Source organism: Streptomyces sp. NPDC091292, assembly GCF_044757265.1.
In the GTDB taxonomy this organism is placed as follows: domain Bacteria; phylum Actinomycetota; class Actinomycetes; order Streptomycetales; family Streptomycetaceae; genus Streptomyces.
Genome location: NZ_JBIVUQ010000011.1, coordinates 109,631 through 122,432, shown reverse-complemented (window position 1 = coordinate 122,432; position 12,802 = coordinate 109,631). Strand labels below are relative to the sequence as shown.

The 12,802-nt window shown below is 72.8% G+C and carries 12 protein-coding genes; 5 read left to right on the top strand and 7 right to left on the bottom strand.

The window, feature by feature from the left end; genetic code table 11:
* The first annotated feature begins 180 nt into the window (after positions 1-180).
* On the top strand, positions 181-1,431 hold the full coding sequence (locus tag ACIQNU_RS27060; protein ID WP_401371388.1) for a M14 family zinc carboxypeptidase: 1,251 nt from the start codon (positions 181-183) through the stop codon (positions 1,429-1,431).
* A 76-nt stretch (positions 1,432-1,507) separates the two neighbouring features.
* Here the strand turns inward: ACIQNU_RS27060 and ACIQNU_RS27055 are convergent, their stop codons facing one another.
* Positions 1,508-2,059: an FHA domain-containing protein gene (locus ACIQNU_RS27055; protein WP_401371385.1), complete on the bottom strand. Its 552-nt coding sequence runs from the start codon at positions 2,057-2,059 to the stop codon at positions 1,508-1,510.
* Positions 2,060-2,197: 138 nt separating this feature from the next.
* Between ACIQNU_RS27055 and ACIQNU_RS27050 the strand changes: the two genes are divergently transcribed.
* The 3 genes from ACIQNU_RS27050 to ACIQNU_RS27040 all read left to right on the top strand — a co-directional run bounded on the left by ACIQNU_RS27050 (position 2,198) and on the right by ACIQNU_RS27040 (position 6,089).
* The gene (locus tag ACIQNU_RS27050; protein WP_401371382.1) at positions 2,198-3,106 is read left to right on the top strand and encodes a GNAT family N-acetyltransferase; all 909 of its coding nucleotides are present in this window, start codon (positions 2,198-2,200) and stop codon (positions 3,104-3,106) included.
* Between the two features lie 58 nt (positions 3,107-3,164).
* Positions 3,165-4,931: a malto-oligosyltrehalose trehalohydrolase gene (treZ, locus tag ACIQNU_RS27045; protein ID WP_401371379.1), complete on the top strand. Its 1,767-nt coding sequence runs from the start codon at positions 3,165-3,167 to the stop codon at positions 4,929-4,931.
* 135 nt (positions 4,932-5,066) lie between these two features.
* Complete coding sequence (locus tag ACIQNU_RS27040; RefSeq protein ID WP_401371376.1) at positions 5,067-6,089, top strand: aldo/keto reductase; 1,023 nt, start codon at positions 5,067-5,069, stop codon at positions 6,087-6,089.
* A gap of 72 nt (positions 6,090-6,161) precedes the next feature.
* On the opposite strand, the gene ACIQNU_RS27035 is transcribed toward ACIQNU_RS27040, so the two are convergent.
* The 4 genes from ACIQNU_RS27035 to ACIQNU_RS27020 form a co-directional block, all read right to left on the bottom strand.
* Positions 6,162-7,223: a hypothetical protein gene (locus ACIQNU_RS27035; protein WP_401371374.1), complete on the bottom strand. Its 1,062-nt coding sequence runs from the start codon at positions 7,221-7,223 to the stop codon at positions 6,162-6,164.
* 151 nt (positions 7,224-7,374) lie between these two features.
* Positions 7,375-8,424, bottom strand: coding sequence for a phosphotransferase family protein (locus tag ACIQNU_RS27030; protein ID WP_401371371.1), 1,050 nt, complete (start codon positions 8,422-8,424; stop codon positions 7,375-7,377).
* Positions 8,425-8,458: 34 nt separating this feature from the next.
* Complete coding sequence (locus ACIQNU_RS27025) at positions 8,459-9,583, bottom strand: aminopeptidase P family protein (protein ID WP_401371368.1); 1,125 nt, start codon at positions 9,581-9,583, stop codon at positions 8,459-8,461.
* A 168-nt stretch (positions 9,584-9,751) separates the two neighbouring features.
* On the bottom strand, positions 9,752-10,372 hold the full coding sequence (locus ACIQNU_RS27020; RefSeq protein ID WP_401371366.1) for a LysE family translocator: 621 nt from the start codon (positions 10,370-10,372) through the stop codon (positions 9,752-9,754).
* 203 nt (positions 10,373-10,575) lie between these two features.
* On the opposite strand from ACIQNU_RS27020, the gene ACIQNU_RS27015 reads away from it, so the two are divergent.
* Positions 10,576-11,331 (top strand): metallophosphoesterase, encoded by a 756-nt coding sequence (locus tag ACIQNU_RS27015; RefSeq protein WP_401371363.1) that lies wholly within the window; start codon positions 10,576-10,578, stop codon positions 11,329-11,331.
* Between the two features lie 29 nt (positions 11,332-11,360).
* On the opposite strand, the gene ACIQNU_RS27010 is transcribed toward ACIQNU_RS27015, so the two are convergent.
* A complete protein-coding gene (locus tag ACIQNU_RS27010) occupies positions 11,361-12,014 on the bottom strand; it encodes a PDZ domain-containing protein (protein ID WP_401371361.1) in 654 nt (217 codons plus the stop codon).
* 221 nt (positions 12,015-12,235) lie between these two features.
* Complete coding sequence (locus ACIQNU_RS27005) at positions 12,236-12,688, bottom strand: hypothetical protein (RefSeq protein ID WP_401371358.1); 453 nt, start codon at positions 12,686-12,688, stop codon at positions 12,236-12,238.
* Positions 12,689-12,802: the final 114 nt, after the last annotated feature.

The window sequence follows — 12,802 nt, the reverse complement described above, 5'->3', positions numbered from 1 at the left end:
TCGCGGGCCGGGGCCGCGCCCCGCCCGCTGCCTGCGGCTCCTCACGGCGGCCCGGTCGGGCGGCCACCGGTACGTCCCCCTCCGCCTCTCTTGCCTCCGGGGCACACGGGGGCAACTCCTTGACAGGTGCCGCCGTCCGTGGAGTACTGCGGATTGCGACGCCGGGCGGGCCAGACGGGGGTGAGTCACCTGACGGAGCAGCGCTACCCCACAGTGACGGAACTGGTGTCGGCCGCCCGGACGTTGACGGCCCTCCACCCCGGTCTCAGCAGGCTGAGACAGATCGGCACCTCACGCGCGGGGCGCCCCCTCCACCTTCTGTCCGTCGGTCACGCGCCCGCCGCCGTCCTGGTCGTCGCGGGCGCCCACGCCAATGAGCCCACCGGCGGCTCCACGGTGCTGCACCTGGCCGAACGGACCCTGCACGAACCGGTGTTGCGCGAGCGGACGTCCTGGCACTTCCTGCTGTGCGCCGATCCGGACGGCGCCCATCTGCACCGCACCCCGGCGCCCCGCACCCTGCTCGACTACCACCGGCACTTCTTCCGCCCGGCGGGACCCGAACAGCCCGAGTGGTCGCCCTCGGTGCTGCCGCCCGACCGGCTGCCGCCCGAGACGCGCGCGTTGACGTCGGTCATCGACGACGTACGGCCGTACCTCCAGGTGTCCCTGCACGGCACCGATCTCGGGGGCAGCTGGGTGCAGTTGACGAAGGACGTGCCCGGTCTGGCGGAACCTTTCGCCAAGTCGGCGGCGGAGCTGCACATCCCGGTGGAGACGGGCGCGTCGGACGCGGCGGGCTGGCCGGCCTCGGGCCCCGGTGTCCATGTGATGCCTGCGCCGGGTTCGCACGCGGCGTTCCCGAGCATGCCCGACGACGCCCGGCAGAGCACCTGGCACTACGCGCACCAGTACGGCGGGCTGACCGCGATCGTCGAGGTGCCGATGTGGGCGAGCGACATCGTGGACGACCCGGCACCGCATCCCGCACCGGCCGAGGAGATGCGCCGCCTGTCGCTGCGCCTGCGCCAGGACACGCACCGCGTGGAGGAGATCCTCAGGGAGGTCACCCCCCGCCTCCCGCGCGCGGACGGCGCACTGCTCCGCGCCACCCGCTGGGCCCTGGCCCTGGTCCCGGGCCTGGCGGACGACTGGATCCAACCACCGCCGCCGGAGACGACGGTGGCCTTCGTCGGCAGCATCGACGCCTTCGGCCGGCGCCTGCCGCTGCGGGCCGCCGCGATGCTGCTCCGCGTACTCGACGACCTGGACGACGCGGCGGCCCCCCGCCTGGAGGCCCTGGTCACCGACTGGTGCACCTCCTTCGCCACCCACTTCCGGGCCCGCTGGGTCCCCCTGGAACACCAGGTCGAACACCAGACCCGCACGGTCCTGGCGGCGGCCCGCCACGCGCGCGGGGTGGGGCGGTAGGGCCCGGCGCATGGCCACGCACGCGTGCGCGGAAGGGTTTCGCATGGCCACGCGCGCGTGCGCCTGAGTTCGCCGCTCAGCTCCCGGAGAGGCGGAACATCAGGTGGCCGAAGCTGACCTGGTCGCCGGACTGGACTATGACCGCTCCGATGACACGGCGGCCGTTGACCGATGTGCCGTTGGTGGAGCCGAGGTCGCGGAGGACCCAGAGGCCGCCCTGGCGGGTCAGTTCGGCGTGGACGCGGGACACCGTCTCGTGGCTGAGGCAGAGGCCGTTCGCCGGGTCACGGCCTATCCGCAGCGGGTAGGCGCCCATGAGCGTCGGCAGCAGCAGTTTCGGCAGCCGCTCCGCCTGCCAGGCGCGGCGCAGCCGGACCGTGAACCCGGAGACCGCCTCGACCGTGCCGAACACGGCCCGTGCCCAGCGGCCCTCGGTCTGCAGATCGGCGGTGAGGACGGCGAGTTCGTCGGCGCGGCGGGCGGCGAACACCAGCTCCATGCGCCGTACGTACGTGTCGTGCGACAGCCTGCCCTCGGCGACGCCCTCCCTGAGCATCCGTAACGCCCGGTCGCGTTCGGCGTCGGACAGCCGCCGAGCGGGGTACGTGGAGAACTCGGGTGAGGTCACGTCCGCGATTGTCGGACAGCGCGCGCCGGGTGTCCAGAAAATCGGTGGGGGCACGGGCGGCCCCGCTGTTACCGTCACCCGGCCACGGCGCCGACGTGGCGCTCGCGTACCGACACCCCCGAGGGGAACACCATCACTTTGTCTTCACTGGCCGTCCGCGCGCTCACCGAGTCCGACGCCGAGCTGTTCCACACGCTCGACGACCCTGGTCTCGTCGGCCGGGCCGTCACCGGCACCGACTACCGCACCGTGACCCAGGGCGGCGACTACCGCCCCGAGTGGACCTGGGTGGCGATGCGCGAGGGCCGCGTGGTCGCACGGGCCGCGTGGTGGGGCGGCGCCGACGACGACAAGCCCGTGAACCTGAACTGGTTCGACTTCGCGGACGGCGAGGAGGACGCCGCGGTGGAACTGCTCCGCCGGGCCCCCTACGACGTCGAGTACGAGCTGATCCTGCCCGCCGACTGGCGTGAGCGGCCCGAGGCGCGGGAGGCGGGCGAGGCGCGGATCCGGGCCGCGGAACGGGCGGGCATGACGTTCCTCGTGGAGCGCATGCGGTACCGCTGGACCCCGGACCGGGGGCTGCCCGAGCGCCCGGGGCGGCTCGTCTTCCGCCCCGAGCCGGACGACGCCGTGGTCCTGGAGGTGCTGAAGCGGGTCCACTCGGCGACGCTGGACGCGCACGCCCTGGCCACCACCGCCGCGTCGGGGCTGGAGGCCGCCGCCCAGGAGGAGCTGGACTTCTTCCACTGGTGCCCGTCCCCGCGCGCGTGGCTGCGGCTGGCGTACACCCCGGAGGGTGAACTCGTCGGCATCGAGGTCCCCGCGCACAACCCGGGCGGACCCTGCATCGGCTTCATCGGCGTCGTACCGGAGCAGCGCGGCCACGGATACGCGTACGACCTGCTCGTGGAGGCGACGCACTTCCTGGTCGAGCAGGGCGCCGAGTTCATCGCGGGGGCCACCGACGACGGAAACGTTCCGATGGCGGCGAACTTCACCCGCGCCGGATATCCCGTGACGGAGAAGCGAATCAATCTCGTCTGACGCACGCGTGCCCCACCATGGACAGGAGTCACTGTCGGGAGACGAGGGGATACCGTCCGTGCAGTTCGAGGTGTGGGCACCAGAGGCCGACCGCGTCGCACTCCACCTGGAGGGCACCACGCGCGCGCTGGAGCGCGACGACGACCGCCCGGGGTGGTGGTCGACCGAGGCGGAGGCCGACGACGGGGCGCGCTACGGGTACTCCCTCGGCAACGCGGCCGAGGGCGCGGGCGACGGGCCCGTCCTGCCCGACCCCCGCTCCCGCCGCCAGCCGGACGGCCCCGACGGCCTCAGCGCCGTCGTCGACCACGGACGCCACATCTGGCGTACGGAGTGGGCGGGGCGCGGGCTGCCGGGCGCCGTCCTGTACGAGCTGCACGTGGGCACCTTCACGCGCGCGGGCACCTTCGACGCGGCGGCCGAACGTCTGGAGCATCTGGCGGGCCTCGGCGTCACCCATGTGGAGCTGATGCCGGTCTGCCCGTTCCCCGGCCGCCACGGATGGGGGTACGAGGGGGTGTCGCTGTGGGCGGTGCACGAGCCGTACGGCGGCCCCGAGGCGCTGAAGCGGTTCGTGGACCGCGCCCACGCCCTGGGGCTCGGCGTCGTCCTGGACGTCGTACACAACCACCTGGGCCCCTCGGGCAACCATCTGCCCGCCTTCGGGCCGTACTTCACCGAGACGCACCAGACGCCGTGGGGCGCCGCCGTGAACCTGGACGCGCCCGGCTCGGACGAGGTGCGCGCGTATCTCGTCGGCAGCGCGCTGGCCTGGCTGCGCGACTACCGGCTCGACGGACTGCGGCTCGACGCCGTGCACGCGCTGCGCGACACGCGCGCGTGCCACTTCCTGGAAGAGCTGTCGCACGCGGTCGACCGGCTCGCGGGCGACCTGGGCAGGCCGCTGTTCCTGATCGGCGAGTCGGACCTCAACGACCCCCGGCTCATCACCGCGCGCGAGAGGGGCGGTCTGGGCCTGGACGCGCAGTGGAGCGACGACTTCCACCACGCCCTGCACACAGCCCTGACGGGCGAGTCGCAGGGCTACTACGGCGACTTCGCCGAGGCACCCTTCGCGGCCCTCGCCAAGACGCTCAGCGGCGGCTTCTTCCACGACGGGACCTATTCGAGCTTCCGGGGACGCGGCCACGGACGGCCCCTGGACCGTACGCGCACCTCGGCGCACCGGCTCCTCGGCTACTCCCAGACGCACGACCAGATCGGCAACCGCGCACAGGGGGACCGTCTCGCGGCGACCCTGTCCCCCGGGCTGCTGGCGTGTGCGGCGACGCTGACGCTGACCGCCCCGTTCACGCCGATGCTGTTCATGGGCGAGGAGTGGGCGGCGGGCACGCCCTGGCAGTTCTTCACCGACCACACGGATCCCGCGCTGGCCGAGGCCGTACGGCGGGGCAGGCGCCGGGAGTTCGCGGCGCACGGGTGGGCCGAGGAGGACGTACCGGATCCGCAGGACCCTGCCACCCGCGACCGGTCCTGTCTCGACTGGTCGGAGCCCTCGGACGGCCACCACGCGCGCGTGCTCGCCTGGTACCGGGATCTGCTCGCGCTGCGGCAGTCGCAGGCCGATCTCTCGGACCCGGATCTGGCGGCGGTCCGGGTCGCGTACGACGCGGACGCCCGCTGGCTCGCCTTCCGGCGCGGGGACGTCCGGGTCGTCGTCAATCTGGCGAAGGACACGGCCGCGATCCCGTTCGGCACCCGCCCCGCGCGCGTACTCGCCGCCTGGGAGCCTGTGGAGCCGCCCGGCGCGGACGGCATGCTGCGGGTGCCGGGCGAGTCGTGTGCGGTGCTTCGGCAGGTGTGAGGGGGTCCGTCTGCGGGTGTGGGTGGTCCGTCGGCGGGCTGGTCGGCGGGTCCGTCGGCGCGGCACGTAAATCGGTTGCCTTCGAGCGCACTTCACCTCCTAGCGTGCCCGAAGACGATCCGAAAGGACTGGACCATGAAGCAGCGTTATCTGGGTGGCACCGGACTGCGGGTCAGCGAGCTGTGCCTGGGCGCCATGACGTTCGGTGCGGACGGGGGCGCGGACGAGGCGACCTCGCACCGCATGCTCGACGCGTTCACCGAGGCCGGCGGCACCTTCATCGACACGGCCGACGTGTACACCAAAGGCGTGTCCGAGGAAGTGCTCGGCCGCTGGCTCAAGGGGCGGCGCCGGGACGAACTGGTCATCGCCACCAAGGTGTTCGGCACGATGGGCGACGCCCCGAACGCAGGCGGCCTGAGCCGCAAGCACATCCTGTCGGCGGTCGAGGCCAGCCTGCGCCGCCTGGGCACCGACTACATCGACCTCTACCAGACGCATGTGTGGGACGCGCCCACACCGATCGAGGAAACCCTGGGCGCGCTCAACACCCTCGTCCAGGCGGGCAAGGTGCGCTACATCGGCGCGAGCAATGTGTCCGCGTCACAACTGCAGAAGTCACTCGACGTGGCACGGACACATGGCTGGGAGCCCTATGTGTGCCTTCAGCCGCTGTACAACCTCCTCGCGCGCGAGGTGGAGTGGGAACTCCTCCCGCTGAGCGAGGCGGAAGGCGTCGGCGTCATCCCCTGGAGCCCGCTCCAGGGCGGCTGGCTCTCCGGCAAGTACCGCCGGGGCATGGAGGCGGCGCCCAGCGGTTCACGCGAGTCCCACGCCCAGGAACAGCAGGGCCGTGAGACGTGGCGGGACCGCGACCACGAGAACACCTGGCGGGTCGTCGACACCGTGTTCGCGGTCGCCGACGAGGCCGGCCGCACCCCGGCCCAGGTCGCGCTGCGCTGGCTGCTCCAGCAGCCCGGGGTCACCGCCCCGATCGTCGGCGCGCGCACCATGGAACAGCTCACAGACAATCTCGGCGCGGTGGGCTGGGAGTTGACGGCGGAGCAGGAGCGGCGGCTCACGGAGGCGAGCGCGAGGCCGCTGCCGTATCCGTACGACGTCCTGCACCGCTTCCGCGCCCGGGAGCCCCAGGACTGAGCCCGGGTCGAGCGGGCGACCGGGCCGGAGCCACGAGAGGCCCGGTCTGCCGGACCCGGTCTCCCGCCGGGATCAGCGCGATGAGCGCGGGGAGCGCTCGATCAGCTCGTACGACACGGTCGCACCTTCCGTCCGGGTCCACCGGTCGCGCGCGAAGTGCCAGAACACCGGCGGCCCCTCCCACCCCGCGGGGTCGCCGGAGAACCAGACGCCGCCCCGGCCGTCCCCGCTCAGGGCGTCCGGGGAGATGTCCTTGATCGGGCCGGTCACATCGCGCCAGGTGGCGCCGTCCCAGTGCAGGACCTTCGGCCGGAGGCCGTCCTCGCCGACGGGTGAGGTGTAGCCGCTCACCCAGACGCTGCGGGCGGACTCCGCGTACACGTCGGCGAGGCGGATCCCCGGGAAGGGCAGCGGTACGTCGGTCCACCGGGCGCCGTCCCAATGCAGGGCGACCGGGCGCGACGGCTGCCCGACGAGCGCGAACCCGCCCACGGCCCAGGCGTCCCGCGCGGAGCGCGCGTAGACGTCCGTGACGACCGTGCCGACACCGAGGTCGGTCGTCGTCCAGGTGCCCCGCGCGTGGGTGCTGATCCAGCGGCCACCGGCGAACCAGGTGCGGCCCGGCACGGCGGCGAGTTCCGAGAAGCCGTGCTGCGCGCCCCCGGGCAGTTCGGGAAGGGCCACACGGCGCCACTGACGGCCGTCGTAGCGCGCCATGGTCTCCTCGGTCTCGTCCCAGCCGTACGCCCACACGTCGCGCGCGGAGACGGCGCTCACGGCGTGCCAGTACTTGACCTCCGGGAGGCCGGGCGCGGAGTCCTCGGTCCAGGACCTGCCGTTCCACTTCAGGACGGTGCCGGTGGCGCTGCCCGCGAAGCCCTGCTGCCCCACGGCCCAGGCCGCGTCCTCGCCCGCGGTGGTGACGGCGGTCAGACCGGCCTCAGGGGACAGCTCGCCCGCCCGGCTGATCCGCCAGCCTGAGCCGTGGTCGGCTTCGGGGGCGGGAGCGGGAGCGGCTCCGGCGGCGGAGGTGACCAGCGCGGTGGCCGTCGCCACGGCGGCGACCATGACGGTCCGGGCGGACAGTCGGAGGCGCCGGCGCCTCGGGCCCCGGGTGCGCATGCCAGTACTCATGACGGTCTCCTCACGCGTGACGTCGGCCCATATCACGGAAGACCCGTCACCCTGGGGGATCGTTGTCCACTACGGCGATGACGAATGGACGAACTCCTGTTGAACGCATGGACTGTGACGCATCGTCAGCCATCGCCGTCAGCCGTCACCTTCAGGCTTCGTTCGGATCCGGTGCGTCCGGTTCCACGTCCCCCAGGCGCTCCAGCAGAATCGGCTCCCACGCGCGCTGGAGCTGTGTCCGTAGCAGCGGCAGCGGGCTGTCGTCCGTGCCGTACAGGCGGTCGGCGAGCCGGATCACCGTGTCGCAGCGGGCGAGCCACAGCCCGCGCAGACACTCGCGCGGCCCGGACCCCGCCAGGGTCGCCGCGCGCACGGCGGCGGGCGCGCCCACCGAGAGGGCGAGGCCGCCGATGTCCTCGGCGGGGTCGCCGACGACCGCGTCCGTCCAGTCGAGTACGCCGCACACGCGCCCGTCGCCGGTCACCAACAAGTGCTCGCCTTTGAGGTCGTGGTGCACGACCACCGCCCCCGCGCGCGGGGTGAGCCGTTCGGCGGTGTGCGCGGTGAGGCGGGTGAGCCGTCCGGCGTCGAACTCGCCGTCGGCGGTGAGCAGTCGGGCGGGCCGTTCGGCCTCGGCCCGCAGCCGGTCCAGGGAGCGCGGCGGTGCCTGCGGCACACCGAGCGCGGCGGCCTCCCGTACGGGGACGGAACGCAGCCCGGAGAGAAGTCCCGCGAGATCGGGCTCACCGGCGACCGAGACGGGCCTCTCCTCGCCCGACGCTCCGAACAGCCGCTGGTCCAGGGTGTACCCGAGCCCGGGACCCCACGTACCGGACGCGATCCGGGAGGGCACCGGCACACCGATGTACGGGCGCACGAGATCGCGGAGCCGGATCTCCCGGCGCTGCCGGACGGTGGCGTCGCGGTCGGGCGCCAGCCGCAGCACGTGCCGGGAACCGACCCACCAGGAGAAGTGCTCGCCGCCCTCGTCGATGAGGCTCAGGGCGGGCAGGGACGCCGGTTCCGGACCCGGAGCAGGACCCTGACCGAGGGCGGCGCCGGCGAGCGCGGCGCGCACGATCTCGCGTACGGCCTCCTCGGCGGGGGCTCCGATTCCGGTTCGGGGTTCGGTTCGGGCCTCGGCCCCTGAGTCGGGCTCCGGGGGTGGCCGGTCACGGTCGGGTACGGGAGGTCGCTGCATCGCTCGCTTCCAAGGGCGCGGGTCCGACGCCCGGTCAGTGCACGATCGCCATCTCGCGCGCGGTGTCGTTGAGCCGCCGGCCGCCGTCCTCGGTGACGGTCACGATGTCCTCGATCCGTACGCCGAAACGGCCGGGCAGATAGATGCCGGGTTCCACGGAGAAACACATGCCCGGCACCAGGGGCTGCTCCTCGCCCTCGATCATGTAGGGCGGTTCATGGGTGGTGACGCCGATGCCGTGTCCGGTCCGGTGGATGAAGAAGTCCCCGTAGCCGGCGTCGTCGATGACCGCGCGGGCCGCCCGGTCGACCTCCTGGCAGGCCACTCCGGGCCGTACCGCGCGGACGCCCGCTTCCTGGGCATCGCGGACGATGTCGTGGACCCGCTGCTCGGCGACGCCGGCCTCTCCGACGTGGACGGTACGGGAGGTGTCGGAGCCGTATCCGTGCATCAGGCCGCCGAAGTCCAGGACGACCATGTCGCCGCGCTCGATGACGCGTTCGCCCGCCTCGTGGTGCGGGTTGGCACCGTTGGGTCCGGAGCCGACCACGGTGAAGTCGACCTGCGCATGCCCGAACCGGCGCAGCAGATCGGCGAGGTCGCCGGCCACGTCGGTCTCCCTGCGGCCCGCGAAGGGAACCTTCTTGATCTCCTCGTACGTTGCGTCAGCAGCGGCACCGGCAGCCGCGAGACGTTCGAGTTCGGCCGCGTCCTTGACGGCGCGGAGCATCGGCAGGGCTTCGGTGAGGGAGACGTAGGAGGTGTCGGGGAGCGTGCTGTGGATACGGAGCAGGTGCAGGGCCCAGGCGTTGTCGCTGATACCGAAGCGGCCCTTGGGGTCGAGCAGGGACGCGGTGGCGGCGTAGGGGTCCTTGCCGTCGGTCCAGTCGCGCAGGGTGAGAGCGGGCGCGCCCGCCGCCTTCGCCGCGTCCGGGGCCTCAAGCGCGGGCACCACGAGGACGGGGTCCTGCCCGGGGACGAGGACGAGGGTGGTCAGCCGCTCGGTGGCGGCGGGGGGCTGATATCCGGTGAGCCAGACGAGATCGGGGCCCGGCGCGACGAGCAGTCCGGCGAGCCCGGCGTCGGCGGCCGTCCGCGCGGCCCGGTCCATACGGGCCTTGTAGTCGTCCGCGGTGAAGGGCTCGGGCGTGCTGGTCATGCGGTCTCCCTCTGGGGGTCTGTGAGGTCGGGGGTGGGGGGTGGGGGGGCCAGGGGGGGCGGGGAGCAATGGGGTCTTGCGGGGTCTCGAACCCTTCGGGCCCGACGCGGCCCACGAAAGGCATCCTGCCCGGCGGCCGGGGCCGACGCGAGGCGGCTCCGGCGCCGGTCAGCCCTCCAGAGCCAGACGGGCGCCCAGCAGGAGCAGCACTCCCCCGGACACCTGCTCCAGCCGGCGCCGCACCCCCGCACGGGACAGCACGCTCTTGAGGCGGCTCACGAACCACACGTACAGGCCGTAGTAGCCGATCTCGAAGACGGCCCACAGGGCGGCGAGGCCGACCATGGTGGGGAGTTGGGGCGCTCCCGCCGGTACGAACTGAGGAAGGAAGGACATGGCGAAGATCGCCGCCTTGGGGTTGGCGAGGTTGAGCAGGAGCCCGCCCCGGTAGCTCGCCCAGGCGGACTTCTCGGGCGCGTCCCAGCCGTCCGCCGACGCGCCCTTGGCGCGGCGCGCGTTCCAGAGGGCCTGGGCGCCGAAGACGACGAGCACGACGGCGCCCACGATCCGCAGCACGTCGTAGGCGATCTGTGAGGCGGCGAGCAGCGCCGTGAGCCCGAGCGCGGCGACGACACCCCAGACGAAGACCCCGCTCTCGTTGCCGAGGACGGTCAGGAAGCCCGACCGTCTGCTGCGCAGCGACTGTTTGATGATCAGCACCGTGCTCGGTCCCGGGGACGCGGCGATCAGCAGACAGGCGCCGAGGAAGGCGGCGAGGGTGCTCAGCATGCGGTCATCGTGGGGGGCGGTGGCTTGGCGGGGCCACCGGTTTTTCCGGGCGTTCGCCCGTACGTCTCCCACGCGCCGCATCTAATGGGTGCGCGTTGCTCGGGCGTTAGGGGTAATGGTTAGATCTCAGCAGACCGTTAACAGGGGCCCGTTGCCGATGGTCCCGTGGTCCTTGACGCTGGACACGGGAGGGGCGTACGACGATGCCGGTACTGGCGCACATCAGTGACCTGCACCTGGACGGAACCGACCGCGCGACGGAGCGTGCGGAGCGGGTGATGCGCCGTCTGCGGGCGCTGCCGGGGCGGGTGGACGCCCTGCTGGTCACGGGCGACATCGCGGACCACGGGACGGAGGCGGAGTACGAGGAGGCGGCGCGGATCCTCGGGCTGCACGACCCGGACTCGCCCTTCCCGGTGCTGACCTGCCCCGGCAACCACGACAGCCGCGGCCCCTACCGCAAGGCCCTGCTGCGCACCGCACCGTCGGACGGCCCGGTGAACAGCGCGCACCGCATCGGCGGGGCCGTCGTCCTGATGCTGGACTCCAGCGTGCCGGGCTCCGACGACGGGCTGCTCGACGGCGAGACCCACGCCTGGCTGGAGGACACCCTCGACGGCCTCGACGGGGACGCGCCCGTGCTGCTGGCGTTCCACCACCCGCCGGTGGCGCTGCACCACCCGCTTCCGGACTCGTACCAGCTTCGCCAACCCCGTTCGCTGGCTGCCCTGTTGGCGCGCCGGCCCGAGATCGTCGGGGTCCTGACCGGCCACGCGCACACCCCGGCATCGACCGTCTTCGCCGGGCTGCCGCTGGTCGTCGGCCCGGGTGTCACCTGGACGTTGCGGCTGCCGTGGGAGGGGGCGGATGTCGCCGACCGGGAGGCGCCGCCCGGGTTCGCCTTCCACGTCCTCGACGACGAGCGCCGGTTGACCACGCATTTCCGGGTGGCGGATTGATCGCGCCGGACAGCCTCGGGTGACCGGTCTCAGGTGACGAAGCCCGGGATTGCGGAGAGCACCTGACGGACGCCGTTCTCGTGCCGGACCTTGAGCGAGACGCCGGCGCCGGGGCGGGCGGCGGCGACGGCGGCTGCCAGGTCGGCCGCCGATCCGACGGCGGTCCCGCCGAAGGCCACCAGGACGTCTCCCCGTACGAGGCCCGCCGCGTGGCCGGGCCCCGGTACGTGGATTCCCACGAGCAGGGCGCCCGCGCCGTCCGGGGCGTCGACGGCTTCCACGCCGAGGGTCGCGCGGGCGCCGGTGGAAGGGGCCGCGCCCGTACCGGCCTTGATGTCCGCGGCGGAACTCGCGGCTCCCCGGGACGGTTCGGCACCGGTCGGCTGTCCTGGTCGCTGAGCGCCGGGAGTGCCGGGCGTACCGGGATCTCGGGCGCCGGGCTGCTGGGCGCCCGCCTGCTTCTGAAGGTCGGCGAGTCTGCTCATGCCGATGACGGTGGCGCTGACCGTGCCGAGGCCGGTGCCCGACAGCAGTAGGACCACGCCGAACAGCAGCCCGAGAAGCAGGGCGATCAGCCGCCTCCCGCGCCGCCGGGCGGCATGCTGTCGGCGCCCGGAGCCGGATGTGGGACCGTTGCCGGACGTGCCGGGCATCGGCTTGGGACGCAACGCGGTCTGTTCCATGGCTCGCCTCCGGCAGACGATCTACCCGGCGCGCCTGTTCACCACGGTCCCCGAACGAGTGACGGTCAGATGACCGAGCGCCCCCGAACTCACCCCCGCACACCGAAACCTCACCCGCGCCTACGAGCCCGCACGGCGCAGGGACACACTGCGCGCGCACGGGCTGCGGTTCACCGGAGCGGACGAGAACGGCCGGGCCCGGCCGCCCCGGAACCCGTACGTCAGGCGGTGACGTGGAAGTCCCCGGCGAAGGTGAAGACGTTGTTGGACATGGTGTACGTCTTGGCGATGTAGCCCTTGCCCTCGGTGAGGTCGCCGGACTTCCACGGGCTGCAGTAGGGGGCGTTGTGCCCCTGCGTCGTGGCTATGCGGTCGACGGACCCGTTGACGATGAGGCGGGCCTCCACGCCGCGGCCGTCCCCGGAGTAGGTGTCGCAGACCCGGATGGAGTCGCCCTTGCGGCCCGACGCCGCGTCAGGGTCCTGCTGCCACTGGACGAGTCCGCGCTGGACGCCGCCGTACATCACGGGCACCGAGTGGGGATCCGCCAGGATCCCGACGGACTCCCCGACGCCGTCGGATGCGCTCTGCGCGGCGGCGGCCGGTAACGCCGCCGCGCCCCACAGTCCTACGACCGCGACCGCCAGCGCACTTGTCCGTCCGATGCGATTCATGGAAACCTCCAAGAGATCCGAAATGGTGATCGATGATCTTTCGGATGGAAGCTTCCACAAATAATCATGAGTCAGCCGTCGAGATACGCATTCCTCGCAAGCTCTTCCCAAACG

Bases quoted from the DNA above. Each gene is read 5' to 3' on its own strand.
- ACIQNU_RS27040 (WP_401371376.1), top strand. From the start codon at position 5,067: ATGAAGCAGCGTTATCTGGGTGGCACCGGACTGCGGGTCAGCGAGCTG.
- ACIQNU_RS27035 (WP_401371374.1), bottom strand. From the start codon at position 7,223: ATGAGTACTGGCATGCGCACCCGGGGCCCGAGGCGCCGGCGCCTCCGA.
- ACIQNU_RS27030 (WP_401371371.1), bottom strand. From the start codon at position 8,424: ATGCAGCGACCTCCCGTACCCGACCGTGACCGGCCACCCCCGGAGCCC.
- ACIQNU_RS27025 (WP_401371368.1), bottom strand. From the start codon at position 9,583: ATGACCAGCACGCCCGAGCCCTTCACCGCGGACGACTACAAGGCCCGT.
- ACIQNU_RS27020 (WP_401371366.1), bottom strand. From the start codon at position 10,372: ATGCTGAGCACCCTCGCCGCCTTCCTCGGCGCCTGTCTGCTGATCGCC.
- ACIQNU_RS27015 (WP_401371363.1), top strand. From the start codon at position 10,576: ATGCCGGTACTGGCGCACATCAGTGACCTGCACCTGGACGGAACCGAC.
- ACIQNU_RS27010 (WP_401371361.1), bottom strand. From the start codon at position 12,014: ATGGAACAGACCGCGTTGCGTCCCAAGCCGATGCCCGGCACGTCCGGC.
- ACIQNU_RS27005 (WP_401371358.1), bottom strand. From the start codon at position 12,688: ATGAATCGCATCGGACGGACAAGTGCGCTGGCGGTCGCGGTCGTAGGA.